This is a genomic window from Rhizobium sp. NLR16a, from assembly GCF_017948245.1.
Classification (GTDB): domain Bacteria; phylum Pseudomonadota; class Alphaproteobacteria; order Rhizobiales; family Rhizobiaceae; genus Rhizobium.
Genome location: NZ_CP072865.1, coordinates 3,509,215 through 3,533,096, shown reverse-complemented (window position 1 = coordinate 3,533,096; position 23,882 = coordinate 3,509,215). Strand labels below are relative to the sequence as shown.

Annotated in this window: 26 protein-coding genes and 1 tRNA gene; 12 read left to right on the top strand and 15 right to left on the bottom strand. The window is 61.3% G+C overall.

What is annotated here, in order from left to right; genetic code table 11:
- Window positions 1–30: 30 nt before the first annotated feature.
- From J7U39_RS17100 to J7U39_RS17090, 3 genes are all read left to right on the top strand, one after another.
- Window positions 31–651 (top strand): Maf-like protein, encoded by a 621-nt coding sequence (locus tag J7U39_RS17100; RefSeq protein WP_210629274.1) that lies wholly within the window; start codon window positions 31–33, stop codon window positions 649–651.
- Between the two features lie 131 nt (window positions 652–782).
- Complete coding sequence (gene yacG / locus J7U39_RS17095; RefSeq protein WP_064800614.1) at window positions 783–995, top strand: DNA gyrase inhibitor YacG; 213 nt, start codon at window positions 783–785, stop codon at window positions 993–995.
- A gap of 180 nt (window positions 996–1,175) precedes the next feature.
- Window positions 1,176–1,251 (top strand) — tRNA-Phe (locus tag J7U39_RS17090).
- A gap of 213 nt (window positions 1,252–1,464) precedes the next feature.
- Here the strand turns inward: J7U39_RS17090 and J7U39_RS17085 are convergent.
- From J7U39_RS17085 to J7U39_RS17075, 3 genes are read right to left on the bottom strand one after another with little or no spacing between them, the layout of a single operon-like run.
- Entirely contained in the window at window positions 1,465–2,460 is a 996-nt protein-coding gene (locus J7U39_RS17085; RefSeq protein ID WP_210631695.1) for a HupE/UreJ family protein, read from the bottom strand.
- The gene (locus J7U39_RS17080) at window positions 2,457–3,374 is read right to left on the bottom strand and encodes a peptidylprolyl isomerase (protein WP_247241687.1); all 918 of its coding nucleotides are present in this window, start codon (window positions 3,372–3,374) and stop codon (window positions 2,457–2,459) included. The genes J7U39_RS17085 and J7U39_RS17080 overlap by 4 nt, the downstream gene beginning before the upstream one ends.
- Window positions 3,371–5,311, bottom strand: a complete 1,941-nt coding sequence (locus J7U39_RS17075; protein WP_210629273.1) for a DUF3604 domain-containing protein — start codon at window positions 5,309–5,311, stop codon at window positions 3,371–3,373. The genes J7U39_RS17080 and J7U39_RS17075 overlap by 4 nt, the downstream gene beginning before the upstream one ends.
- A gap of 369 nt (window positions 5,312–5,680) precedes the next feature.
- Here J7U39_RS17075 and J7U39_RS17070 point away from each other — a divergent pair, with 369 nt between their 5' ends.
- A complete protein-coding gene (locus tag J7U39_RS17070) occupies window positions 5,681–6,472 on the top strand; it encodes a hypothetical protein (protein WP_210629272.1) in 792 nt (263 codons plus the stop codon).
- Window positions 6,473–6,640: 168 nt separating this feature from the next.
- On the opposite strand, the gene J7U39_RS17065 is transcribed toward J7U39_RS17070, so the two are convergent.
- From J7U39_RS17065 to J7U39_RS17045, 5 genes are all read right to left on the bottom strand, one after another.
- Window positions 6,641–7,462: a hypothetical protein gene (locus tag J7U39_RS17065; protein WP_210629271.1), complete on the bottom strand. Its 822-nt coding sequence runs from the start codon at window positions 7,460–7,462 to the stop codon at window positions 6,641–6,643.
- 217 nt (window positions 7,463–7,679) lie between these two features.
- Entirely contained in the window at window positions 7,680–8,861 is a 1,182-nt protein-coding gene (nhaA, locus tag J7U39_RS17060) for a Na+/H+ antiporter NhaA (protein ID WP_210629270.1), read from the bottom strand.
- Between the two features lie 193 nt (window positions 8,862–9,054).
- A complete protein-coding gene (locus tag J7U39_RS17055; protein WP_210629269.1) occupies window positions 9,055–9,672 on the bottom strand; it encodes a YceI family protein in 618 nt (205 codons plus the stop codon).
- 38 nt (window positions 9,673–9,710) lie between these two features.
- Window positions 9,711–10,526: an arylamine N-acetyltransferase gene (locus tag J7U39_RS17050; RefSeq protein ID WP_247241686.1), complete on the bottom strand. Its 816-nt coding sequence runs from the start codon at window positions 10,524–10,526 to the stop codon at window positions 9,711–9,713.
- An 87-nt stretch (window positions 10,527–10,613) separates the two neighbouring features.
- A complete protein-coding gene (locus J7U39_RS17045; RefSeq protein ID WP_210629267.1) occupies window positions 10,614–11,075 on the bottom strand; it encodes a cupin domain-containing protein in 462 nt (153 codons plus the stop codon).
- Window positions 11,076–11,174: 99 nt separating this feature from the next.
- Here J7U39_RS17045 and J7U39_RS17040 point away from each other — a divergent pair, with 99 nt between their 5' ends.
- The 6 genes from J7U39_RS17040 to J7U39_RS17015 all read left to right on the top strand — a co-directional run bounded on the left by J7U39_RS17040 (window position 11,175) and on the right by J7U39_RS17015 (window position 15,249).
- Window positions 11,175–12,068, top strand: coding sequence for a LysR family transcriptional regulator (locus J7U39_RS17040; RefSeq protein WP_210629266.1), 894 nt, complete (start codon window positions 11,175–11,177; stop codon window positions 12,066–12,068).
- A 146-nt stretch (window positions 12,069–12,214) separates the two neighbouring features.
- The gene (locus tag J7U39_RS17035; RefSeq protein WP_247241681.1) at window positions 12,215–12,487 is read left to right on the top strand and encodes a hypothetical protein; all 273 of its coding nucleotides are present in this window, start codon (window positions 12,215–12,217) and stop codon (window positions 12,485–12,487) included.
- 200 nt (window positions 12,488–12,687) lie between these two features.
- Window positions 12,688–12,975 (top strand): DUF2282 domain-containing protein, encoded by a 288-nt coding sequence (locus J7U39_RS17030; protein WP_210629265.1) that lies wholly within the window; start codon window positions 12,688–12,690, stop codon window positions 12,973–12,975.
- Between the two features lie 62 nt (window positions 12,976–13,037).
- Window positions 13,038–13,925: a DUF692 domain-containing protein gene (locus J7U39_RS17025; protein WP_210629264.1), complete on the top strand. Its 888-nt coding sequence runs from the start codon at window positions 13,038–13,040 to the stop codon at window positions 13,923–13,925.
- A 2-nt stretch (window positions 13,926–13,927) separates the two neighbouring features.
- The gene (locus J7U39_RS17020) at window positions 13,928–14,704 is read left to right on the top strand and encodes a DNA-binding domain-containing protein (RefSeq protein WP_210629263.1); all 777 of its coding nucleotides are present in this window, start codon (window positions 13,928–13,930) and stop codon (window positions 14,702–14,704) included.
- Window positions 14,701–15,249: a DoxX family protein gene (locus J7U39_RS17015; RefSeq protein ID WP_247241680.1), complete on the top strand. Its 549-nt coding sequence runs from the start codon at window positions 14,701–14,703 to the stop codon at window positions 15,247–15,249. Before J7U39_RS17020 ends, J7U39_RS17015 begins: the two co-directional genes overlap by 4 nt.
- Before the next feature lie 320 nt (window positions 15,250–15,569).
- Here the strand turns inward: J7U39_RS17015 and adhP are convergent, their stop codons facing one another.
- Together adhP and J7U39_RS17005 are read right to left on the bottom strand one after the other, a co-directional pair.
- The gene (gene adhP / locus J7U39_RS17010) at window positions 15,570–16,643 is read right to left on the bottom strand and encodes an alcohol dehydrogenase AdhP (RefSeq protein ID WP_210629262.1); all 1,074 of its coding nucleotides are present in this window, start codon (window positions 16,641–16,643) and stop codon (window positions 15,570–15,572) included.
- Window positions 16,644–17,035: 392 nt separating this feature from the next.
- The gene (locus J7U39_RS17005) at window positions 17,036–18,292 is read right to left on the bottom strand and encodes an arsenic transporter (RefSeq protein WP_210629261.1); all 1,257 of its coding nucleotides are present in this window, start codon (window positions 18,290–18,292) and stop codon (window positions 17,036–17,038) included.
- Between the two features lie 210 nt (window positions 18,293–18,502).
- Between J7U39_RS17005 and J7U39_RS31820 the strand changes: the two genes are divergently transcribed.
- Window positions 18,503–18,730, top strand: coding sequence for a hypothetical protein (locus J7U39_RS31820; RefSeq protein ID WP_184457179.1), 228 nt, complete (start codon window positions 18,503–18,505; stop codon window positions 18,728–18,730).
- Window positions 18,731–18,770: 40 nt separating this feature from the next.
- Here the strand turns inward: J7U39_RS31820 and J7U39_RS17000 are convergent, their stop codons facing one another.
- Window positions 18,771–19,379, bottom strand: a complete 609-nt coding sequence (locus J7U39_RS17000) for a TetR/AcrR family transcriptional regulator (RefSeq protein WP_210629260.1) — start codon at window positions 19,377–19,379, stop codon at window positions 18,771–18,773.
- A 162-nt stretch (window positions 19,380–19,541) separates the two neighbouring features.
- Between J7U39_RS17000 and J7U39_RS16995 the strand changes: the two genes are divergently transcribed.
- On the top strand, window positions 19,542–19,946 hold the full coding sequence (locus tag J7U39_RS16995; RefSeq protein ID WP_210629259.1) for a RidA family protein: 405 nt from the start codon (window positions 19,542–19,544) through the stop codon (window positions 19,944–19,946).
- Window positions 19,947–20,035: 89 nt separating this feature from the next.
- Here J7U39_RS16995 and J7U39_RS16990 read toward each other — a convergent pair whose 3' ends face one another.
- Genes J7U39_RS16990 through J7U39_RS16975 form a run of 4 tightly spaced genes read right to left on the bottom strand, consistent with a single transcriptional unit; the run spans window position 20,036 to window position 23,880 of the window.
- Entirely contained in the window at window positions 20,036–20,974 is a 939-nt protein-coding gene (locus tag J7U39_RS16990) for a dihydrodipicolinate synthase family protein (RefSeq protein ID WP_210629258.1), read from the bottom strand.
- Window positions 20,975–20,984: 10 nt separating this feature from the next.
- Window positions 20,985–21,938: an oligopeptide/dipeptide ABC transporter ATP-binding protein gene (locus J7U39_RS16985; protein WP_210629257.1), complete on the bottom strand. Its 954-nt coding sequence runs from the start codon at window positions 21,936–21,938 to the stop codon at window positions 20,985–20,987.
- Window positions 21,935–22,954 carry an ABC transporter ATP-binding protein gene (locus J7U39_RS16980; RefSeq protein ID WP_210629256.1) on the bottom strand — a complete coding sequence of 340 codons (1,020 nt, stop codon included), beginning with the start codon at window positions 22,952–22,954 and terminating at the stop codon, window positions 21,935–21,937. Before J7U39_RS16980 ends, J7U39_RS16985 begins: the two co-directional genes overlap by 4 nt.
- An 8-nt stretch (window positions 22,955–22,962) precedes the next feature.
- Window positions 22,963–23,880, bottom strand: a complete 918-nt coding sequence (locus J7U39_RS16975; RefSeq protein ID WP_210629255.1) for a dihydrodipicolinate synthase family protein — start codon at window positions 23,878–23,880, stop codon at window positions 22,963–22,965.
- Window positions 23,881–23,882: the final 2 nt, after the last annotated feature.

The window sequence follows — 23,882 nt, the reverse complement described above, 5'->3', positions numbered from 1 at the left end:
CCGCTCCCGTCCGCCGATGGTCGAGGTTTCATGGCGCTGAAATACAAGCTCATTCTGGCCTCGGGCTCGCCCCGTCGCGTCGACCTCCTCAACCAGGCCGGCATCGAGCCTTCGCGCCTGATGCCGATGGATATCGACGAGACGCCGAAGAAGTCGGAGCATCCGCGTTCGCTCGCCCGAAGGCTATCGGCCGAGAAGGCCGAGGCCGCACTTGCCGCCATCAAGGGCGATATCACCTGGAAGGGCAGCTATATCCTCTCCGCCGATACGGTGGTCGCCGTCGGCCGGCGCATTCTCGGCAAGGCTGAATTCGCCGACGAGGCGCTGAGCTCGCTACATCTCTTGTCGGGACGCAACCATCTCGTCTATACCGGCATTTGCCTGGTGACGCCCGATCGCAAGATCCGCCAGAAGATCGTCGAGACCAAGGTGCGCTTCAAGCGGTTGTCCGGTTTCGAGATCGAGAATTATCTCGCCTCCGGCCAGTGGCGCGGCAAGGCTGGCGCTTACGGCATCCAGGGCATTGCCGGCACTTTCGTGCAGAAGATGGTGGGTTCCTACACCAATGTCGTCGGCCTGCCGCTCTATGAAACCATTCTGCTTCTGACCGGCGAGGGCTTCGATGTGCATAGCCGGTGGCCTGAGGGCTGACCGACGGCCGATGCTTAAAGCGCGTCACGATCTTTCAGATCCGCGCGTCGCGCTTTAAGGCTTTTTTCTCGCATGTCGTTGTTGCAACACCGCTGACACTGTTGCGCGCCATGCTCTAGGACGGACCGATCATGCCCGAAGACAAGAAAGCCGCCGCCAAGGTCGAACCGCTGCGCAAGACGCGCCCTTGCCCGGAATGCGGCAAACCATCGAACCGCGAACATTACCCCTTCTGCTCCAACCGCTGCCGCGAGGTCGATCTCTCCCGCTGGCTGACCGGCTCCTACGCCATTCCGGTGGCCGACGACGAAACGAAGGCCGATTACCCGGATGAGGAAAATTAGGAGATTTCCTCCCCGAAGCTCTTATTTTTCCACATGAATCCGCAAAATTGGCAAGACCGTCAAAAAAGAGTCATTTGACGCTTGCCATGGCCGAACAAGATGCTATAACCCCGCTCGCTTCCGGGGCGAACCAAGGCCACGCAGTTCTTTTCATCAAGAACACCCTCGCGAAGCAGGTTGGCCCAGGTAGCTCAGTTGGTAGAGCAGCGGATTGAAAATCCGCGTGTCGGTGGTTCGATTCCGCCCCTGGGCACCATTCAGTCTTCGGCCCATTCTAAAAACAGCCTCCATGCGTGGTTAATTTGATCTGCCCACCCGCTTCCCGTCGCCTTTCGGTCAGCAACTGATCGTTCGCGACCTGTGTAATCTTCGCTATCCAGTGCAAGGTGGTTCCGAGATCGGTGTTGATCGCCGACAGCCGGCGCGCCTCAAAGCGTCTGCGTGGTCGAGAATTCACGAGGTCGACTGTTCACGCGACCAATCCTGCGATGCGTGGAACAAGCCACAACATCGCCGCGGTTCCGATAATGTAGGCGCCGACCTGGCGGGCTTGTGCGGGTGGGACGGTCACCAGTGCTCCTGCCAATCCGAGCAAGACCGAAGCCGCGGCCACGAAGATCAGTTGTCCCGCCTCGACGCCCAGGTTGAAGGTTAGCAGGCTCAGCGGCACGTCGGATTGTGGCAATCCCATTTCCATCAGGGCGCCGGCAAAGCCGAAGCCATGCAGCAGACCGAATACGAAGGCTACCACCCATGGAAGCCTTTCGGAAAGCCGTGTCTCACCTGGCTTCATTCTAACAAGTTCGCTCGCAACGAAAGCGATGCTGAGAGCAATTGTCGCTTCGACCGGCTTCTGCGGCAGACTGAAATAGCCGAGCGAGGCCCCAGCCAAGGTGATGCTATGGGCAATCGTAAAGGCGGTGATGGTCTTGATCAGCATCCCGCGCTCTCGAATGAGCAGCAGAAGGGCGAGAACGAAGAGCAAATGATCGAGACCGGAAAGGATGTGTTCGACTCCCAGCAAGAAATAGATTCGAGCGATGTCGAGGCTGCTCTTTGCACCTGCCACGGCGAAAGAGGGTGCAGCCGGCATGAGGCGCACGACCTCTGTGTCGCCGTTTTGATATGCGATGCGAACGAGCGCTTCCGTCATGGTCGACCTGAGTCCATCGATGGTGATCTCGCCGCCTTTCAGTCCGCCTGCACAGATGACCGTCCAGCGCTGGAGATAGGCGCTGCCGCCGATCGATCTTGCTCGGTCTGTTTTTTCGACGCATGGCTTCGGCAGTATTGCATTGAGACTGAGGCGCATGTTGCCCTGCGCCGGCACCTTCCAGATGACCGCGAACTCGTCGCGTGCCGTTTCGCGCAGGTCGAGATAGGCAGGCCTGATTTCGTGAGCAATACCTGAGGTGGCCAGGAACAGCGGGACAAGCACCGCCAGCAATGCGCCGAACCGCATCATCGGCCGGCTTCCGCACTGACAGGGAATTCGATGCTTACCATATAGTGCTTGAGCAACTCGGCAAATCGCCCGTCTTCCAAGGCCCGCCGCTTGGCGTTCGTCCATTCTCGCGCAACGGCATCCCGCACCTCGTCGAGCGCTGGCACTCGGCCGGGCATGCGCCTGGACACCCGGACCAGATGGAGCCCGAAACTGCTGGCGATGGGGCCTGTCCATTGATCCAGGGGGGCCTTGTCGAGTTTCTCGGGGAATTCGACGCCGAAGGTTTGCCCGATCGCCGTCTTGCTCGAAAGCGGTAGGTCGGAGGGAAGCAGCGTCGGGTCGCCCAATAGGTTAGGATCCGCGGCGGGATTGGCCTGCAGCGCTTCGAGGATGGAGGCTGCGTCCCGAGCGGTGCTGTCGCCGTGCCGCTGCGGGTTGAGATATACTTGCTGGAAGGCAAGCATCGGATCAATCTCGAACGTGGCTGCGTTGATCTGCAGATAGGCTTGGAGGTCTGCGTCGGTCGGCGTCAGAACGTCGGCGGCGGCGTCGACGAATTCCATTTTCTGACGCAAACGGCGGCGAACGACCGTGTCGTCTCTGTCGAGCCCGAGCGCCAGCGCCTCGCGCACCAGGACTTCTTCTTTCACATAGTCGTCGATCAGGCCCTTCAATTCCTCCGAGGTCGGCGGCCGCTGCCAGGTCTTGGTGAATAGAATGGCCATCTGCTCGATCTTCGGCGCCGTGACGACGATGCTGCCCGGCTTGTTTTGGATATCCGCGCCAATGAGCCGGTAACCGGCGAAGATCACCAATGCGAGCAGCAGGAAATGAACCAGCGGCTCCCTTAGCATGGATTTCAGCCAGATCGTTCCTGTTCGTTGGCTGGAGGGTGGAGCGGTCGGTCCGGCGGCCTGTTCAGCCGCGGTCATGGCGTATACCAGATCGGCGAGGTGTAGGCGCGCTCGGTCACCGTCATCCGCGTTCCCTCGAGCGGCTTCGTTCCGTACCGTTTGGCATCATAGGCAGTCCATCGCGGCGTCGGAATTTCGATGACGCGCCCGTAGTAAAAAGCCTTCTGCTTGGGATCGAAGCTGGGATCCTTCCAGATGGCGATCAGTTCCGGAGCGCCGATCGTATTGGTCCATGTCGCGTTTTCGACGTTCACGGTGCTGCCGACCGGCGGCAGCTTGCCGTCGGCCCCTGGTTTGCGGTCCCCGCTCCAGGCGACATCGTACACCTGCTCATGCGTCTCGCCCTTGTCGTCCAGCCAGCCCTTGACGATCTGGTAGCGGTCGAGATTGGCCCCGATCGGGTCCCGCAGCGCGGCGACGAGGAACGACGGTGCCTTTCCTTCCGGCGCTGCTCTGAGATCGCCACCCATGGGAACGCCCTTGGCGTAGCCGATTTCACCGGGGTTGCGGGTCTCGGCGTCGGCTTGTTCGAAATTCCAGCCGCCGAAGAAGCGTACGGCCATGCGCGATCCCGTTGTGGCATAGGTCTCCTTGCGTTGCATGGCGTCCCATATCGACTCGCGCGTATTTTCAACCGCCCAGACAGCCGCGTATCCCGACGCGCCGACTTCCCAGTCCATCACCGTGATGCCGGTCTTGTCGTCCTTGACAAAGGTTGCCGTCAGACGCTCGGGGCTCGGCTCCTGCGGCGTGGTCTTGCCGAAGAAATTTTCCTCCTCCATCGCCGAAAGGCCCGTGTGTGCATCGGAGCTGCCGACCAATCCGAACTTGTAAGGGTTCGTACCGAGCTCGGCTTCGAGTTTGAGGCCGTTCTTCAATGCAGACCGTGCATATTCGAACTCGAGCATAGCAGGCGTCTTGCGTTCGCTGGCATCGAGATTGCCGAAATCCCAGATCTCGAAATCAGCAAACTCATCGTTCGGCGACAGCAACGGGTGTGCCTCTCCGGTCCCCTTCGTCTGGGTCGTTTCGTAGAGGCGTTCCCACCTGGCGCGCTGCTCGACATAGGTCTTGTCGACCGGCTTGCCGGTGAAGGATTCGATCAGCGGGAACATGCGCCCATTGGAGAGATTGCCGTTGTGCGCAATCGCCAGCACGTTGCCGCCGGTCTTGTCCTCATAGGCCTGCATCCACTGCCATAGATCGCGCGGGTTGTCGCTGCCCAGTGGTTTCAGCGTGGTATAGGGTACGACCTGGGCGGCCTTGTCGGCATTGTCGCGGAAGATGACGTTGCGATGGAGGTTGTTACCTGCCGTATTGGACGTCCATTCATAGCCGATGAAAGCCGTGAACCGCCCCGGATCGTTATATTCCTCGGCAGCCTTTATCGTGTCCTGCCATGCGTTCTTGTAGGGACGCGTGTCCGGCCCATAGATCATGCTCTGGGGAAGCGTTCCCTTGCCGAAGCTGAAGATGATTTGAAGCGCCGCGGTAGCGCCCTGGCCTGACTTGATCATATCGTACCAGGTCTTCGCCTGCGGATCGGCGATCACTTCGGCCTTGCCGGCGAACAGATCGGGGAACATGCCCATGTTGTCGGAGTGATCGGCCACGACCAGAAAGTCGAGCGGCCGCGACAGCTTCGCAGGCTGGCTGCTTGAGGCCATGACCTCCTCGCCACGGGCGAAGCGGTAAGCGTCACGTGGCGTCAACCTCGCGCCGAACGCGCCGGCGTCGAAGGAGGCTCCCGTATGCAAATGCGTGTCGCCAAAAAGCGGGCGGGTCGGAAAATTTCGTCCCGCATAGGGCGAGTAGAGAGGTTTACTGGTGAATACCCGTCCAGCCGCCCCGCTGTCCAGAGTGCCGATATCGGTGGCCTGCTGAGCCACGGTCGGTAAAGCAGAACCGAGGCTTATCAGCCCGGCAATCAAGAGTTTCCCAGGTGTCCGTTTCATGGCTCTCCCCCCCACTGTGCGAACATTACACTATCGAAGCGGCGCGCTCCTTGATTAGCATCAATGACCGGAGCCCCTGTCCCGGCGAAATCAGCCTTGATATCCTCTGAGGCCGGCCCTGGCGTGCCGACCGCATACATGCCGGTCGGCAGGGTGATGGAGGTCCGACTGGGCTCCCCTTACGGGCGTTCAGTCCTTCGTTGAAACTTGCTGGTGCGACTCTTGCGCCTCGGCTAATATGCAATGGTGAAGCGCGGCAAGGGGGAAATAAGAAGAGCAGATTTGCTTCAACAATAAAGGTCAATCCGGATGATACCGGTGATCACTGCAACCGTTGAAAGAAGGTTCTCGAAGTACTGGAGGGGGAAGATGAAACGTAGAACTGCGCTTACCACGGCGTTCATTGGGGGGTTTCTATTCAGCGCTGGCGCCATGGCCGCTGACATCAAATCGCCGCTGACGCCGGAAGCTCATCAAGCTGAAACCGAAACGGGATGGACATTCGCATTCGCGCCCTACTTCTGGGCGGCAGGATTATCCGGCGATGTCGCGCAATTCGGACTGCCGACTGTCGATGTCGACATGAGCTTCAGCGATATTTTTGACCATCTCGACTTCGGGGCCATGGCTATTGGCGAGGCCCGCTACGACCGCTACAGCATTTTCGGCGACATCATATACACCAAAATTTCCGGCTCAGCAGGTACGCCCAGAGGGTTCATTGCCTCCGACGTAGAAGTTTCGACGGAGACATTCGCAGGCTTGCTCGGCGTCGGCTACTCGGTCATCGATGACAACACCTCGCGACTTGATGTCGTCGGAGCGGCGAGGGTCTGGTCTGTCGACACCGATATTTCGTTCAGCGGTGGCGTTCTGGATGGGGTGACGCGAAGCGATGGCGAGACATGGGTGGACGCGATGGCCGGCTTTCGCGGAAACTACTCCATCACGCCCGAGATCTATCTGACCGGATGGGGCCTGATCGGCGCCGGCCAGGCCGACCTCGATTGGGACGTCGCTGCTGCGATCGGCTACCGTTTCGGCGAGACCGTTTCAGCAGTCGTCGGCTACCGTGCCCTGGGCGTCGATTTCAGCAATGACGGCTTCGTCTTCGATGTAGTGCAACAGGGCCCGATTCTGGGATTGGTCATGCATTTTTGACGTGGTTTCAGGCAGACTTTCGAGCCAATGTCGAGGGCTAAGCCCATGCCGAGCCCCGCGCGGAAGTCCATCGTAGCCTTCAGCGGGCGGAGTGGCTGGCGCTGCGCGCAAAAACGAAAATTTGACGAACCGGCCCGGCAACTTCAGAATCGCTTCACAAACACGCATCTACCCGATGCTCGCCAAAACTTCGGATATAACGGAGAATTTCGTGGCCTGCCACCGTCTGTAGTCGAGGACGAATTTTGCGGAAATCCAGCAATCTCCGGTCATTTGGGCAGCCTCCCACCCGAGTAGTCCTTGATTTTGCGCGGCCGCCAACAATCTGCCGGCATGACTTCGGGAAATGACATATTCGGCCGCCGTCAATCGTGCGGAGACATCGCCCACCCAGGTGCGTTCACCTACGACCGGCGCGAGTGGCACACGCGACATGAGGTCATGCAATATATTGCTTCCGGATTCGGACCTCACGAACAGCGCGATGCTTTCTGGCGGACTGTACCAATCCGGATTGTTAAACAGCCGGCGGGCGATACGCGGCTGAGCGCGATAGAGAATTGTCTCATCCGTCTCCGACCGGCTACAGCGGTCTCCCGCGTCCATGCCGTCCAGGGAACGAAGGTGCCCTTCGAACCATTGTCGGATCAAGGCTTCAGCATAGGCGCTTGCCTGTAACGGGTTGGCGCGCCGATCCGTCGTCGCCACGGGCTCGAATAGTTTGTAATAGGCCATCTCCTTCAGATGGGCGACCGCGGTGTTATGGCTGGCGACGTGATTCTCGACCAGAAACTTTGCGAGGTTGGAAGCGGTCAAAGGAGGACGGGACGGGTCGAGCTTCCGCTCAAAATGCAATGCCAATGCCGCCTGGCTGAGCAGCCACTTCTGCAGATCGGCAACGTAACGCACTATTCTGGGCGCACTGCGATGGATTGCCAGCAGCTCGGAGGCGGATTCGCGCAGAGCCGCGGCAAAGGCGGCGTCCGCCATGAGATCTTCAACACTGTAGCTGCGGCATCTGGTCTGCAGTGAGGCTGAACATAAAGATATCGACATTTTGAAACCGAAGTGCATGCGATGCTGGCGCGAGATAATAAAAACCGCGGATGGTCAAAAGTCACTGCGAGAGTCAGTAACTGGCAAGCTAATTGCCGGTCGAGTGCGCGGCACCGTCGACGGAAGCTGCAGCGTCTCTGGCCCCGCTGCGTCAGGATCGCCGGTTGAATGTTGCGAGCATCGCCGCGCCGACCAGACCGGACAGCAGAGATCCCAGCAGGATGCCCATCTTCACATGGTCTTGGACGGTGGGGTCGTTGAATGCCAGCAACCCGATGAAGAGGCTCATGGTAAAGCCTATGCCGCAGAGGGCGGCCACGCCGATCATTTGCCCCCAGCTCGCCTTCGCGGGAAGGTCGGCCAGGCCGAGTTTGACGAGCAGAAAGACCGTGCTGAGAACGCCGGCCAGTTTTCCAAGTAGCAGGCCCGCCGCCACGCCGAGCGTCAATGGTTCTGTCAGCGTGGCTGCCGAGGCGCCGATGAAGGAGACGCCGGCATTGGCAAAGCCGAAGATCGGAACGACGATGAATGCGACTGGCCTGTGGAGGATGTGCTCGAGGTGGTGCAACGGCGACTGGTCGTGGCTTGCCTCGGGCGTACCAGGCGTCACCTTCAGCGGAATCGTCAGAGCGAGAAGAACGCCGGCCAGCGTCGCGTGGATGCCGGATGCGAAAACGAGCACCCACAGCACGGCGCCGAGCAGCAGATACGGCCAGAGCTTCAAAATCCTGGCGCGGTTCATGCCGTAGAGCGCCGCAAGCACTGCCGCAGCCCCTGCAAGCGCCAGGAGGTTGAGATCGTTCGTGTAGAACAGCGCAATGATCACGACCGCCCCCAAGTCATCGATGATCGCCAGTGCCGCCAGGAAGATCTTCAACGAGGCAGGCACCCGTGGGCCGAACAGCGAGATGACGCCGAGCGCGAATGCGATGTCCGTCGCGGTTGGGATCGCCCAGCCGCGCAGGGCGGCCGGGTTTTCCCAGTTGAACAGGATGTAGAAGAGGGCGGGGAAGAGCATGCCTCCCATTGCCGCCGCGCCCGGCAGGATGCGGCGGCTCCAGCTGGAGAGCTGGCCATCGAGCATTTCGCGCTTGATCTCGAGCCCGACGAGGAGAAAGAAAAGCGCCATCAGCGCGTCATTGATCCAGTGCAGCAGGCTGAGCGGCCCCAGAGGGATGTGAAGCGCGTGGAAGTAAGCCTCTGCGAGTGGTGAGTTCGCCGTCACGATCGCCGCCAAGGCGACTGCCATCAGCACGAGACCGCCCGACGCTTCGCTGTCGAGGAACTGACGAAGAGTGGATCGGATGAGGCCTGGAGAGATTGGCGACGACACCGGTCAGCGCTCCCTTTGTTTTGGAAGGTTGATCTTCAGTCTCCGTCGATTTCGGGAAAGCCCGCGGCGCACGCAGCACACGCCATCCCCTGCAGGATAAAGGGGCCGCATCGCCATTTCCAGCGAAATCGACCCGATCCGGAAAGATCATGGAGAGGCGCAGGGTTCGTTGGACCTGCCATTCGCTTCATTTTCACTGAAACGAGTAACCAGCCGGCACCATCTGCGTTTCTATCGTGAAGGTGACGATGTCGCCGAGTTCGGGGATTGCGAAATCCAGCCCCCAATCGCTGCGACGGATGCTGCCGGTCGCCGAGAAGCCGATCTTCGGGACGCCCATCATCGGGTGCTCCGCCATTGAGCCGTTGAAGGTCACGTCGAGCGTTGCCGGGTGCGTCACGCCGCGAAGGGTCAGGAGGCCTTCGACGGTGCCGGTCTTCTCGCCCGTCACGTGGATCGTCCTGGAAACGAAGGTGATCGGCTTGGCTGCAAGGAAGTTCTCGTCTCCGCCGATCTCCGCATCGAAGTTGACCTTCTCAGGCCAGGGATAGTCGGTGCGGACCGAAAGCGGATCGATCGTGACCGAAAGCGTGGAGGTTTCCGGCTTTTGCGGCTTCCAGTCGAGCCGCGCATCGACTCCGGTAAAGCGGGCCGTGTAGTGGGACAGGCCGGAATGGTCGAAGGACCAATTGAAACTCGAATGCGAAGGATCGGTCTTGTAGGCACCGCCCGGTGCAGGATCGGCGGCGGCGGCAGAGGTGAAGGCCGTGCTCAAGGCCAGAGCAAGGGTGCATGCGGTTGTACGAAGCATTGATAGTTCCTCGGATGTGAAATGATGTGGCTGTCGGCTCAGGCCGCCTTGTCGCGGTGGATCGTCTGGAGGCGCTCCCAGACGCGGCCGGGCTGGGGGATGTCGAGATCGAATACTGCCTGGAATGTGTCGCCGAGATGGCTCGCGCTCGTAATGCGCTCCTCGCTGAGGCTGTTCGCCGTCACACGGCGCAGACGGTCGTTCTGGAGGGCGACGTAGCCGTCCGCCGTGTGCCGCAACACCGCGAGCGCCTGGGTGAACGGCGAGCCGGGATCTTGCATCAGCCAGCCTTGTGTTGCGGCCATCGCGGCTTCGTCGCTGTGGTCGAGCCGGAAATCGAAGCTTTTCGCGATGCCGAGCACCTGATTATTGAAGCGCAGCCAGCTCCCGTCGGCCGGCATGATGGAGAAGTCAAAGCCGCGTTGGCTGATCGGCCCGGCCACAAGCGGCACCGGCTCGATGATGGCGTCGGCTACGCCGACCTCGGCGAGATAGGAACGGTCGAGGTCGACCCGCAGCGTCAGATGATTGCCGATGGCGATGTCGCCGAGCTTTTCGCGATCGACGGCGCCGCAAAGGCGGGTCACACGGAAACCCAGGGCTGCAAGCGCGGCGCCGAAGAGGCCGTTCATCTCATAACACCAGCCGCCGCGCCGCCCCTCGACCATCTTGGCGAATGCCGCAGCCGGGGTGATCTGGGAAGGCCATCCCATGAAGGCGTCCAGTGCCTCCCATGTAAAGCTCATGAGATGGGCGCGGTGCAACTGCGACAAGCTGTCGATGTCGAGGCGCGACGGCCGCTCGACTCCGATCCGGGCCAGATAGGCATCTATCTGTTGGGCTGTCAGGGGCATTGCGTTTTCATTTGAACGTGCATGTGTCATCGTTCGGTCTCCTTTCATTGGACCGTTGCTCAGGTCCGGCGGTGCGACTCCGTTGGTTCAGGCGACCTTGCGGCCGTCCTCAGGTGGGAAGGTCAGCCCGAAACTTTTGGCGACCGAGGCGACCTGCTCAGGTGTTTCGGGCTTGCAGAGTTCTACGATCGAAAAGAAACTTTCGAACCCGCCCGGTGTGACCACGACCATGAGGCGGCCCTCCGTTTTCCCCACATTGCGGAAACGGTGTGGCACACCACGCGGCAATGCGATGCAGCCGCCTTCCGCAAGTTCGACATAATCTCCGGCGCACCAGAAGCCGAAGCGCCCGGCAAGCACGCGGAAGAACTCGTCCTCGCGCTCGTGTACGTGCAGCGGCGGTCCTTCGCCGGCCGGCACGAAAGCTTCGAACATGCCGAGCGAACCGCCAGTATTGGCCGCCATTATGCGGATGACATGCTTGCCGAACGCCATTGCCGGCGTCCCACGCCCGGACGGCGAGACCGCAGCTTGGGTGAATGTCATCATGTCGGGTCTCCTTTGCTTGAGTACGCCCCACCGATTACTTTGCGCCCTCTCCTATGATAAGAGGGATTAACTGACATCATTGTATGGATAATTGTACTCATGAAAACGCTTGATCCGCTTGACGGGATTGCCGCATTCCTAACGGTTTCCACGCATCTGAGCTTCACGAAGGCGGCCGAGGAACTGAGCATGGCGCGGGCGACGGTCGGCGCCCAGGTCAGGCAGCTCGAGGATCGCCTTGGCATCCGCCTCTTTCAAAGATCGACGCGCAAGATCGTCCTGACGGAGGCCGGGGCAGCCTACAGGGAAGCGCTTTCGGGAATTCTGCCGCAGATAAGAGAGGCCGAACGGGCCGCAATCTCGTTTCAGAAGGAAGCTGTCGGGCGATTGCGGGTGTCGGCGCCACCCGACCTCGGGCAGCTCGTGATCGTGCCGGCAGTTTCGGAGTTCCTCAAACTCAATACGGCTGTGTCTATCGAACTCGACCTGTCACATCGGCCCGTGAACTTGGTCGAGGATGGCTTCGACCTTGCAATTCGAGGCCGCCTTGAGGTCGATATCAATCTCATCACCCGACAACTGGCGACATCGTCAATCGTAATTTCCGCTTCACCGGCCTATATTGCCGAACACGGGGCACCAATGACGCCGCACGACCTCGCTCACCACGCCTGCCTCCACTTCGCCGAACTAAGATGGGGGCGGATTTGGCCGTTCAGCAGGGACGGTGAGGAGTTTCGCATCCCCATCGTACCCCGCCTGGAACTTAATCACAGTCTTGGTCTGCGCGACGCCGCCGTGCTCGGACTCGGCATTGTCCTTCTGCCCGACTTTATCGTCGGGGAAGACCTCAGGCAGGGCCGGTTGGTCCGTCTTCTCCCCGATTGGGATATCAGTACGATACAGTTGCAAGCGGTCTATCCGGCCAATCGCCATATCGCGGTAAAGGTCCGACGCTTCGTCTCGTTCCTGGCAGGCAAACTGCGACTATAGACGAGGTCCCAATCACCTATGGCATACAGCCTATCGAGACGCTGCTGAGCCCGTTCCCTGTCTCGAAGTATGCGGCTACTCCACCGGAATTTCGACCCCGATCGCGCCGATCATTCATCACCGCGGCGACGAACGAGCTTTACATCGTGAAGGGTGTTGCCGGCATTCCGCTGCGCCTGATACTCGACTGGCATCTGAGCGATGGCAGAAGCGAGTTCACGAACCGGGAAACGCGGTTGACCGCCGGCGCACGCATGCCGGAGATCAAGGACAATCTCGAAACCCGGCTCTTGCTGTTGCGCCGCCGGCTTGAAGAAAAGCAGGCGCCCATCCGCCTCGCCCGCATCGGCAGGGGCCGCGTCAGGCTGGAGGCGGAAGGACCGCTGTTCCTGGAAGCCGTCGCAGGGGAATCCCCCTAAGCTGAGTGCCGGCGCAATCCTCCGGCGGCGCCTGCGCCAAACGAGCACCACCACTGCCCCACGAGCAAAGCCGTACCATCGTGCGAAGGCCGATCACCAATTCGTGTTCGTCATGCCTGTAACAAGCGGGATCGTCGGCTCGAAAGAGGGATTACGCGGCCGATGACCGGTGCGCGGATATTTGCAAGAGGAGACCATCCATGAACCGTTCCACTCTCACCCTCGCCCTCGCAGGCTCGCTCGCCACTGCGATTTCATCCGCTGCCTTCGCCGCGCCGCTGCCGGCGGAGAAAATGGTGGGCAACGAGAAATGCTATGGCATCGCGCTCAAGGGTCACAATGATTGTGCCGCCGGTGCCGGCACGACCTGCGCCGGGACATCGACGATGGATTATCAGGGGAACGCCTGGAAGGCCGTCCCGGCCGGCACCTGTGTCAGCATGAATGTCAACGGCCACATGGGTAAGCTCGAGCCGACCAAAGGCTGACCCGAAAGCGGAGGCCCGACACCCGGGCCTCCATCTTTTCTGGCCAAATCGGGAGAATTGCGATGACCGCTTCAACAAACCGACCTGTCCTCCTGCCTGCGCGGGCCGGCCTCGGCTTAAAACCCGAGCATTACGACACTATTCTGGCCGATCTGCCGGATGTCGGCTTCTTTGAGGTCCATGCCGAGAACTACATGGGCGCAGGTGGGCCGCCGCATTGCTATCTCCAAGCCATCACGGAACACTATCCGCTGTCGCTGCACGGTGTCGGCTTGTCGATCGGCGCGGCGCGCGGGCTCGACACGGCGCATCTGAATCGACTTCGCAGCTTGATCGACTGCTATCGGCCGCAGAGCTTTTCCGAACATCTGGCCTGGTCGACGCATGAAACGGGATTTCTCAACGATTTGTTGCCGCTACCCTACACGGAAGAAACGCTGGCACGCGTCGTCGACCATGTCGATGAAACGCAACAGGCGCTCGGGCGACAATTGCTGCTGGAAAACCCTTCCACCTATACACTATTCGCCGACAGTACGATCGATGAAGTGGATTTTCTGGGGGCGATCGCGCAGCGGACGGGCTGTGGCCTTCTGCTCGACGTCAACAATGTGATGGTCTCGGCGGTGAACCACCGGCTCGATGCCGCCACCTATATAGATCGTTTTCCGGTCGAGCTCGTCGGCGAGATTCACCTTGCCGGCTACGACGAAACCGTCGACTCCACCGGCGACCGGCTGCTGATTGACGCGCACGCGACGGCCGTGAAGAGCGATGTATTGGCGCTCTACGAACATACCCTCGCGCGCACCGGCGCACTCCCGACGCTGATTGAATGGGACAATAATGTTCCGGATTTCGCCACACTGTATTCAGAGGCGAAACGTGTGGATGCGATGCTCGCCGCCGAAACGTTTCGCCGCGGCGGGCACCGGACCCGGGCGGCGTGACGATGGATTTCCCAACTTGCCAAACCGCCTTCGCCGATGCCTTGCTGCATGCCGAGCGGCCGGTGCCGGACGGCGTGATCAATGCACGCGGCAAGCCCGACGCGGCGCGGTTTGCCGTATACCGCAACAATGTATTCGTCGGGCTGACAAAGGCGCTGGTGCAACGCTTTCCGGTGACGGAGAGGCTCGTCGGTTCGGAATTCTTTGCGGCCATGGCGCGGGCCTACGCCCAGAATCATAAGCCGGCCTCGCCGCTGATCATGGAATATGGCGACGATTTCCCCGACTTCATCACAGCTTTCGAGCCTGCAGGCACGCTTGTCTACCTGCCTGACGTCGCCCGGCTCGAGGCCGCTTGGACGGAGGCTTACCACGCCGCAGACAGCGCGTCTCTCGATCCTGCGGCACTGAGAGCCGTGGCGCCCGAGATTCTTTCGGATTTGCGGCTCGTCCCGCACCCCTCGGCGCACCTGATCCTATCGAATTTTCCGGTTGGTTCGATCTGGAGCGCACATCAAGAGGAGATGGTTTCGCCGGTCTCCGACTGGGGCGGCCAAGCGGTCCTGGTCGTGCGACCGGAGATGTCGGTGAATGTTCATATCCTGCCGCCGCGGGACGCCGTTTTTGCAGCCGCCTTGTTCAATGCCGCCACTCTTGGCGAGGCGGCAGAGGCGGCATTTGCGGCTGCCCCCGAATTCGATTTCGGAACGGCGCTGGTCGGCCTTGCCGGTCTCGGCGCGTTCAGCACCCTTCAACAGTATAAAGGAAACTCCACATGAAAACCGAAATGGTCCCTTCGTACGGCTTTGGTGCTGCCGCTGCCTCCCTCGTCACGCGTGCGGAAGGCCTGCTCGCCTCCGTTCCCAGGTCGCTGCCGCTCTTGGCATTGCGTTTTGCGCTGGCTATTCCCTTCTTCAAGTCGGGGCTGACGAAATGGGACGGCTTCCTGACGCTTTCATCGGGCGCAAGATATCTTTTCGAGCAGGAGTTCAAGCTTCATGTCTTCGGCAGCGCAGTCGCCTACCCGTTTCCTCTGACGATGGCGACGGCCGCCGGAATCGGAGAATTGGTCCTGCCAATTCTGCTGATCCTCGGCCTGGCCACACGCTTCGCTGCTCTCGGTCTGCTTCTGATGACGGCGATCATCCAGCTCACCATCCCGGATGGCTGGGCGAATTTTCACTTGCCCTGGGCGGCAATGGCGCTGGCATTGGTCGTGTTCGGTGGGGGCAAGATCGCGGTTGATCCGTTTGTCTTTGCAGCGCCGCAAATGACGCGGCGGCCACACGCGTCATCTCCCCGAGGCGGCGCTCAGCCGGGATGAAGCCTTGCGCCGGACCGGAAAGATGCTGGCGTAGAACTGTCCGGCGTCAATGGCGTCGGCGGCTGCCACGCTCTCGACCATCTCATGGTCCTGCGATCCTGCCGCAGTGCTGGCATCCAACACGCTAGCGGCCGGTGCTGTGATCAACGTCAGCAATGGAAGGAACTCGAAGCGCAGCCGGAACCGACCAGCGTTTCGATCTCAGCCCCAGCCTGGGCCTTGCCCCGTCCACCGGATTGGCCGGGCCGAGGCGCTCCGGTTTTCGAAGCGAAGTGTCTCCGCCGCTCCCCCGAGCGCGGCGGAGACACGCAGCGCGCCAGCTATGCTGCGGACTGGTCCCGCGCTGCGAAGATGCTCGCCTCTCCTGCGATATCGAGCACTGTGCGGCCCTCGATCGTTCCCGCTTTGAGATCGGCAAAGATATCGTTGATGTTGTCGAGTGGCGCCTTGGAGATTTCGGCGCGAACCTTGCCTTCGATAGCGAAAGCCAGCGCCTCATCGAGATCGCGGCGCGTGCCGACGATCGAGCCGCGTACGGTGATGCGCTTCAGCACGACATCGAAGATCGGTGTCGGGAAGTTGCCCGGCGGCAGGCCGACGAGGCTGACGGTGCCTTTGCGACGCACCATGCCGAGCGCCTGCGAGAAAGCGGGCGGCGAGACGGCGGTGACGAGAACACCATGCGCACCGCCGCTTGTTGCCTTCAGCACCTTCTCGACGGTGTCTTCAGCGCGTGCGTTGAGCGCGAGATCGGCGCCGACCTGGCGGGCAAGGTCGAGTTTGGCGGCAGCGACATCGAGAGCAACCACCTTGAGACCCATCGCTTTGGCATATTGGATCGCAACATGGCCGAGGCCGCCGACGCCCGATATCGCCACCCATTCGCCGGGCCGCGCTTCGGTTTCCTTCAGCCCCTTATAGGTCGTGACACCGGCGCAGAGGATTGGCGCGATCTCCGCGAAATCGACACCGGCAGGAAGGCGGGCGGCGAAAGCGGCCGAGGCAATGACATATTCGGCAAAGCCGCCATTGCAGCTGTAGCCGGTATTGTGCTGGTGTTCGCAGAGGGTTTCCCAACCGGTTTCGCAATATTCGCAGCGCAAGCAGGCATCGTGCAGCCAGGCGACGCCGACGGCGTCGCCTTCCTTGAATTCGGTGACGCCGGGACCGAGAGCAGCAACGACCCCGGCCGCTTCGTGACCGGGAATGAAGGGCGGCAACGGTCTGACCGGCCAATCGCCCTCGGCGGCATGCAGATCGGTATGGCATACTCCGCAGGCAGCGACCTTCACCAGGATTTCACCTGGGCCCGGAACAGGCACTGGCACGCATTCGATTGCGAGCGGCTTGCCGAACTCCCGAACCACTGCCGCCTTCATCATCTTGCTCGTCATGATCTTCGTCCCTTCACGATGATTATCCGGCTCGGATAATGCAGGCATCGCACACTCGCCACATTGACCCATCGCAAAGAGCGGCCCCGTTGACCCAGAGGGAAGGGGGAGACTGTTCTGGCAGCCATCAATAAGAGAGGCCGGATACGAAACCGGCATGTCTGGAGGCACCACGGGAATGGGAGCGGCCATGAGATGTCTCCTGCACGAAAGTGCCGGCAGCCTGGCGCACATCACCCGGGAAGGCCTTAGCCGGCCTCGTCGAGGGACCTTGCCGCTTCAAGCAGAAGCTGCTTCATTTTCTCGCGAACCGTCTGAGCGCCAATCGCGGCGTCTGCGCTTCCAAAAAGCTGAACCGCTCTCGGTAACGCAGGCGCAGCGCCTGTAGGCAATCAAAACAGAAGGAGCGATGCCAGAGACAGAATGAGCGCGGGGAACATGACGACGGTTCCGAGTTTTAGAAACGTCCAGGCGCCGATATGCAGGCCTTCGCGGCGCAGCGCAGACAGCCACAAGATCGTTGCCAGCGACCCCGTCACCGACAGATTGGGGCCGAGATCGACGCCGATCAGCACGGCGCCGGCGATCTTGTCGGAGACGCCGGCCGCCTGAACCACGCTGCCGGCAAGCAGTCCGGCGGGAAGATTGTTCACGAGGTTGCAGATCACGCCGACGAGAAGGCCCGCCACGCCGATCGCCTGCGATTGCGAGGACGAGGCAAGCGCAGCCATCTGATCAGAGAGAATGTTCGTCAGGCCGGTGTGATCGAGAGATTCGACGATGACGAATAGGCCGGCGACCAGCGGCAGAACGCTCCAGCTGATGCCCTTCATCGTCTCGGCCGGGCTTTGCCGCGTGAGCATCAGAACGATCGCGGTGGTGATCGTGCCTGCAACAAAGGTCGGCACGCCGAGATCGACATGCATCGCCGACGCCGCGATAAGAATAATGGCCGTCAGCAGGATTCCCCATCCCGCCAGCCGGGCGCTGTGGGAGAGGGGCGCCCGTTGCGTGTCCGCGGCAAGAGTGTCTTCTGCGAGGGCGCTGCGCTGCGTCCAGTAGAGGCAAAGGAACGTGGCGACGATCGAAATGATCGACGGCAGCATGAATGTCGACAGCCAACGGGACAGCGGCGGCATGTCACCGCCGGCAAAGATCACCAGATTGGCCGGATTGGAAATTGGCAGAACGAAGCTTGCGGCATTGGCGATGAAGGCGCAGATCAACAGATATGGCATCGGGTCCTTCACCCGCGCCGTCCGGCAGGCGGCATAGACGGCCGGTGTCAGCACCACGGCTGTCGCATCGTTGGAAAGAAAGACGGTGACAACCACCCCGACAAGATAGACCAGCACGAAGAGACGCCGGGGTGATCCTTTGGCGTAGGCGATTGCAATGGCGGCGATCCAGTCGAACAGGCCTTCGCGCCGGGCAAGTTCCGACAGCAGCATCATGCCGATCAAAAAGAGATAAACGTCGCCGCCCTTGGCGACGCCTGCCAGGGCATCATGGGGGCCGAGCAGGCGGAAGGCGAGCAGGAGCAGGGCGCCGAAGACGGCCCAGATCGCTTCCGGCCACCGAAAGGGACGGACGACGACGCCCATCGCAGTGAGGCCGGCGATCCCCCAGGTCATGGCATGTTCAATCATTTGCAATCGCGTTCGGTTGGGGCGCGGCAGAACAGCCGCCAAGGTTGATGCAAGAGCTTTTCGGGATCGAATACATGTTTGGTCGGGCAGTGACAAATCCGATTATCTTGAAAAGCCGCTAATACCAGAAGCAGCAGCTCAATCGGCCAACGGAACAATCACAGTAGGATCTGGTTTAACTCGCACCACGTATCTCCGGCGGAGGTGACGATGTGGGCAGTTCTGATTGGCGCCGCTCTCATAATTGGCGGCCTTGTTTTTCTCTTGCGGCCGACGCTTCGTCGAAAGCCGAGTGATCCGCACCTGATGCCGCAAGGCGGCGCCACGCTCGAACCGCGGCGCCAAGGGCTGAGATTTCTCAGCTTGGCGCGGAACTGGCCGGCCCTGGTTGTCATCGCGGTCGGTGCGGTTTTTCTGGTTTTCGGGAGCTACTGGTGACAGACACAGTGTTGGCCCACTCCGCAGCGCATCTCTCCCATCAAGATTCCCGGTTTGCCGCCGACGCCTTGAGAAGGCCTGCAGCCAAGGCGCCGAAGGCCTCGACAGCTTTCGGCAGCACATCCTGCGGCTCGTCACTGGCAGCGATCCAGAGGGCGGCATTGAGCGCGGCACCGTTGAGCAGCCGGGCGGCTGCTTCCGCGTCGACCGGCTTGAGGGCGTCCTGCGCGATAAGGCGATCGATTGTCTGCCTGGTTGCCTGAAGGCAGCTGCTCTGGCTCGGCCATTGTGACGGATCACCCAATACGGCAGGCCCGTCGAGCAGAACGATGCGTTGGACCTCCGGATCAAGCGCCATTTCGATATAAGCCGCGCCCTCTGCGAGCAGACCTTGCCAGTCATCACCCGCACGGGCGCCGATCTCCTGGGCGCGGGACGCCATTTCCGTGTCGATCTGATCGACGACTGCCGCAAGCAGCCCGCGCTTGTCTCCGAAGTTGTGGTACAGCGCTCCGCGCGTCAGGCCTACCTCTGCGGTCAGCTCATCCATCGACGCGGCCGCGTATCCCTTCTCGGCAAAAGCCTTTCGCCCGGCCGCGATCAGCTTCATACGATTTTCCTCCATCGTCTCGCTGCGCCGTTTGACCATCTCGTCTCCAAATTTTGGTATACGTTCCGTATATGAACTTGACATACGGCCCGTATGCAGGCATTTCATATACGCACCGTATATCAGATAACGCGGCGGGCTGTGAAGCTCCTTAGACGGCCTGCTGCTCATTGGTGTTCCATCAACGACAAGGATCGACAAATGACCCAACGCGAAGCAATCTTTCCCGCAGGCAGGAATGCCCTTTACGAAAAACACGGCTATTCGGCCGCCATCCGAACTGGCGATCTTCTGTTCGTCTCCGGCCAGGTCGGCAGCCGTTCCGATGGTACGCCTGAACCCGACTTTGAACGCCAGGTTCGGCTGGCTTTCGAAAACCTGAAGGCAACGCTGGATGCTGCAGGCTGCGGCCTCGACGACATCGTCGATGTAACGACGTTCCATACGGACCCCGAAAACCAGTTTGAAACAATCCTGGCCATCAAGCAGGAGCTTTTCAGCAAGCCACCCTATACGAACTGGACGGCGATCGGCGTGAACTGGCTGGCCGGCTTCGATTTCGAGATCAAGGTCATTGCCCGCATCCCTTCCACCGCCCGATTTTAGGATGATGCCAGGCATCCCGTTCGGGCTGCATGGTTGGACTGTGACAATAGACGGGTGCCGGACGATGCAATCATCGTTCGACTCGCGACCTATCGGGGGAAGAGCTCCGGGATGATCCTGCGGGCGCGATCGCGCAAAAACACCGCCTCTCGCTCGTCGACAAAGCGGTAAGGCCATCTCAGCCTGGTCGTGACCGGGCCCCAGTTGCCGATCACAGCGAGCAGTTTGTCGAGGGCGGCATTTGAATAGCCGCGGTCACGGCGAAACGGGACGATGTGATTGTCCATGAAGGCGCAGATGCGGCTTTCGATGTTGAGCGCCGCCTCGAGATCCCTGCGCATCAGCTCTGTCCAGGCCTGCGCGCCGCGGGGATGGAGACAGGCAACGTTCGAAAACGCCCCGGCGGCCACGCCCTGCTTCATGCCGGTTGCGAGATGGTGGCCTGGAATGAACAGCGAAAATTCGGGAAGGTGTGCTCGCGCCTGCGAAAACCAGGCATCGTCTCCATCGGCGACCTTCATCCCGACCACTGACGGGCAGGGGCCGCAAACCTCGCTGAGCTCGGCTGGCGACAGGACACGTTTCGCATGCGGCGGATTGTAGAGGATGAGCGGGATTCCTTGGGCGACGTCTGATGCCCGTTTCAGGAAATCGATGGCTTCGAGATTGGTGAGCGGCCACCAGTCGGGGAGGATTACCTGAAGCGCCAATGGCTTATGAACGGTTGCACGGCGCAGCCGATCGAGCATGATCATCGGATCGGGCTGGCAGGCGCCGATGACGAACGGCATTCCGGCCGCGCGGCAACGCGAGACCAGCACGTCCTGAATTCGCTCGTACTCCGCTTCGCTCTGGTTGTGGAATTCTCCCGCCGTGCCGTTCGAATAGATGCCGTCGACCCCGGCGGCGATCAGTAAGTCAATTTCCTCGGCGAGCTTTTCGAAATCGATGCTGTCGTCGTCGGCGATGGGCAGCAGCAGGCTTGCCCAGTTGCCCGCGATCGGGTGGCGGCGGGTCGTGGTGGTCATCGCACGTCCTTCAATTTAGGTCATCACGGATGCAGGCCTTGAAATGACCGGGCTTCATTTCGCGCAGCTCCGGCACGGTCTCGCCACAGGCGGGCAGAGCGTTTGGACAGCGCGTGCGGAAGACGCAACCGCTCGGCGGATTGGCGGGGCTCGGAATATCGCCCTTCAGGATCTGGCGATCGCGCGGCGCATCGGGATCGGGCGAGGGGATCGCGGAGAGAAGCGCCCGCGTATAGGGATGCAGCGGCCTGGCATAAAGCGCGGCACTGGGCGCGATTTCCATGATCCGGCCGAGATAGAGCACGATCACCCGGTCGCAGATATATTCGACCACGGCGAGGTCGTGACTGATGAACAGCATGGCCAGATCAAGGCGCTGCTGCAGGTCGCGCAGAAGATTGATCACCTGCGCCTGGATCGAAACATCGAGCGCCGAGACCGGCTCGTCGGCGACGATGAATTCGGGCGCGAGCGTCAGCGCGCGCGCGATGCCGATCCGCTGCCGCTGGCCGCCCGAGAATTCGTGGGCATACCGGTTGACGGCGTCCGGCGGAAGATCGACCTGTTCGAGCGCCTCGCGGGCACGTTCTAATCTCTCTCTTGCCGTCCCCAAGCCCTGGATCCTCAGCCCCTCGGTCAGGATTTCGCCGATTGTCATGCGCGGCGACAGGCTCGCGAACGGGTCTTGGAAAATATATTGCATCCGGGGCCGCAGACGCCGCATTTCGGATGAGGACAAGGCGGTGAGTTCGGTACCGTCGAAGCGGACGCTGCCGGCCGACGGTTCGACCAGCCGCAGGATCGATCGGCCGATCGTGGTCTTGCCGCTGCCGGATTCGCCGACCAGCCCGACCACCTCGCCCTTGCCGATATCGAAGGATATGGCCTGCAGGATGGTCAGCCTGGTTCCGCGGGACGTATAGTGCTTGCCGAGATCGCGGACGGAGAGAAGGGGCTCGCTCATCTGATCTCCTGCCAGCGAATGCAGCGGCTCTGGTGGCGCGGATTGACCTCGGCCAGCGGTGGCACCGCCGGGCGGCAGGAGTCGATGGCAAATTTGCAGCGTGGCTGGAAAGCGCAGCCGGCCGGCATGTTCATCAGGCTCGGCACGACGCCGGGAATGGCCGCCAACCTTTCGCCCGCCTGCTTCATCCGGCTCGCATCGCCGAGTTTCGGCATCGAGGCCAGGAGGCCGATCGTATAGGGATGTCTCGGATTGCGGAAAACCTCGGCCACCGGCCCGGTCTCGACGATCCGGCCGGCATACATCACCGCCACCCGATGCGCGATTTCGGCGACGACGCCGAGATTATGGGTGACGAAGAGCATGGCCATGCCGCGTTCGCGTTGCAGCGTCTGCAGAAGGGCTAGAATCTGCGCCTGGATAGTGACGTCGAGCGCCGTCGTCGGCTCGTCGGCGATCAGCAGCGTCGGGTCGCAGGCAAGGGCCATGGCGATCGTGGCGCGCTGGCGCATGCCGCCGGAGAGCTCGTGCGGATATTGACCGGCGCGGCGCCCGGCATCGGGAATGCCGACGCTGTCGAGAAGGGCGACGGCCACATCCATGGCGGCCTTCCGGGCCGCCCGGCGATGGATGCGGATTGGCTCCGAAATCTGGTCGCCGATCGTGTAGACCGGGTTGAGGCTCGACATCGGCTCCTGAAAGACCATGCCGATGTCATTGCCGCGAATGGCACGCATGTCCTCTTCGATGAGCGCGACAAGATCGCTGACCGTACCGTTCTTGCGCTTCAAATGGATGCTGCCGGCGGCGATCGCACCAATATTGCGGGTCAGAAGCCGCATGACCGAAAGGCTGGTGACCGATTTGCCTGAACCGGACTCGCCGACAAGCGCAAGCGTCTCGCCGGCAGTCACCGTCAGATCGATGCCGTTCACCGCCGTCACTTCGCCCGAGCGGATACGGAAGACGGTCCGCAGCCCTTTGACGTCGAGAATGGTGTCGGCGGTCTGTTGCATGGCATCCATCAGGAAAGCAGGCCGGTCGCGCGCAGGATTTCGTCGATCCTAGTCGTTTCAGTCTCGTTGAGAGCCGCCCTCGGACGCGGCATCAGCGCCGTGTCGATGATGCCGAGGCTCTTCATCGCCGCCTTGAAGGCGCCGATGCCGGCGGCGCCGCCGCTGACGCGGCCCGCCCCGACTGAGACGATCTCGAAGAGCCGGCAGAGGCGCTCCTGCTCCTTGCGGGCCGCGACCCAGTCGCCACGCTGGGCGGCGTTCCAGAGCCTGACGTAGCCATGCGGATCGACATTGGCGATGCCGGGCACGACGCCATGGGCGCCCATCTGCAGTGCCGTGTCGACGACGATTTCGGAGCCCGTCATCAGGAAGACCTCGTTGTTGCCCGCGAGATCGAGCAGCACGTAACGGAAGTTGCCGTCGTCGCCGCTCGAATCCTTGATGCCGACGATCGTTCCCTCCTTCGCCAGCGTCACGCTGGTCTGGCGCTGCAGTTTCACATGCACGCAGACGGGAATGTCGTAGGCGATCAGCGGCACGTCGACGGCATCGCGGATATAGCGGAAGTGATCGATGATCTCGGACTGGCTGGTGACGGTGTAGAACGGCGCCGTGACGACAACCGCGTCGGCGCCGGCCGACTTCGCGATCCTGGCATGGTTGATGACCCTGTCGGTGGTTGGGTCGATGACGCCGACGATCAGCGGTACGCGACCATTGATGACTTTGGCCGAGTGCTCGATGATTTCCTTCCGGGTCCTTTCGTCGTGGAAGATCACCTCGCTGGTCGAGCCGAGCACGAACAGGCCATGGCATCCGGCCTCGATCAGGTTTTCGAGCACCCGTGTGTAGGACGGGTAATCGACCGTGTAATCCTTGTTCAGCGGGGTTATGACGGGAGGAACGACACCCTTGAATTTGCTCATTT

Coding starts and splice junctions, on each gene's coding strand:
- J7U39_RS17100 (WP_210629274.1), top strand. CDS start 31: ATGGCGCTGAAATACAAGCTCATTCTGGCCTCGGGCTCGCCCCGTCGC.
- yacG (WP_064800614.1), top strand. CDS start 783: ATGCCCGAAGACAAGAAAGCCGCCGCCAAGGTCGAACCGCTGCGCAAG.
- J7U39_RS17085 (WP_210631695.1), bottom strand. CDS start 2,460: ATGATGCGGTTCGGCGCATTGCTGGCGGTGCTTGTCCCGCTGTTCCTG.
- J7U39_RS17080 (WP_247241687.1), bottom strand. CDS start 3,374: ATGACCGCGGCTGAACAGGCCGCCGGACCGACCGCTCCACCCTCCAGC.
- J7U39_RS17075 (WP_210629273.1), bottom strand. CDS start 5,311: ATGAAACGGACACCTGGGAAACTCTTGATTGCCGGGCTGATAAGCCTC.
- J7U39_RS17070 (WP_210629272.1), top strand. CDS start 5,681: ATGAAACGTAGAACTGCGCTTACCACGGCGTTCATTGGGGGGTTTCTA.
- J7U39_RS17065 (WP_210629271.1), bottom strand. CDS start 7,462: ATGGCGGACGCCGCCTTTGCCGCGGCTCTGCGCGAATCCGCCTCCGAG.
- J7U39_RS17055 (WP_210629269.1), bottom strand. CDS start 9,672: ATGCTTCGTACAACCGCATGCACCCTTGCTCTGGCCTTGAGCACGGCC.
- J7U39_RS17050 (WP_247241686.1), bottom strand. CDS start 10,526: ATGCCCCTGACAGCCCAACAGATAGATGCCTATCTGGCCCGGATCGGA.
- J7U39_RS17045 (WP_210629267.1), bottom strand. CDS start 11,075: ATGATGACATTCACCCAAGCTGCGGTCTCGCCGTCCGGGCGTGGGACG.
- J7U39_RS17040 (WP_210629266.1), top strand. CDS start 11,175: ATGAAAACGCTTGATCCGCTTGACGGGATTGCCGCATTCCTAACGGTT.
- J7U39_RS17030 (WP_210629265.1), top strand. CDS start 12,688: ATGAACCGTTCCACTCTCACCCTCGCCCTCGCAGGCTCGCTCGCCACT.
- J7U39_RS17025 (WP_210629264.1), top strand. CDS start 13,038: ATGACCGCTTCAACAAACCGACCTGTCCTCCTGCCTGCGCGGGCCGGC.
- J7U39_RS17020 (WP_210629263.1), top strand. CDS start 13,928: ATGGATTTCCCAACTTGCCAAACCGCCTTCGCCGATGCCTTGCTGCAT.
- J7U39_RS17015 (WP_247241680.1), top strand. CDS start 14,701: ATGAAAACCGAAATGGTCCCTTCGTACGGCTTTGGTGCTGCCGCTGCC.
- adhP (WP_210629262.1), bottom strand. CDS start 16,643: ATGACGAGCAAGATGATGAAGGCGGCAGTGGTTCGGGAGTTCGGCAAG.
- J7U39_RS17005 (WP_210629261.1), bottom strand. CDS start 18,292: ATGATTGAACATGCCATGACCTGGGGGATCGCCGGCCTCACTGCGATG.
- J7U39_RS31820 (WP_184457179.1), top strand. CDS start 18,503: ATGTGGGCAGTTCTGATTGGCGCCGCTCTCATAATTGGCGGCCTTGTT.
- J7U39_RS17000 (WP_210629260.1), bottom strand. CDS start 19,379: ATGGTCAAACGGCGCAGCGAGACGATGGAGGAAAATCGTATGAAGCTG.
- J7U39_RS16995 (WP_210629259.1), top strand. CDS start 19,542: ATGACCCAACGCGAAGCAATCTTTCCCGCAGGCAGGAATGCCCTTTAC.
- J7U39_RS16990 (WP_210629258.1), bottom strand. CDS start 20,974: ATGACCACCACGACCCGCCGCCACCCGATCGCGGGCAACTGGGCAAGC.
- J7U39_RS16985 (WP_210629257.1), bottom strand. CDS start 21,938: ATGAGCGAGCCCCTTCTCTCCGTCCGCGATCTCGGCAAGCACTATACG.
- J7U39_RS16980 (WP_210629256.1), bottom strand. CDS start 22,954: ATGCAACAGACCGCCGACACCATTCTCGACGTCAAAGGGCTGCGGACC.
- J7U39_RS16975 (WP_210629255.1), bottom strand. CDS start 23,880: ATGAGCAAATTCAAGGGTGTCGTTCCTCCCGTCATAACCCCGCTGAAC.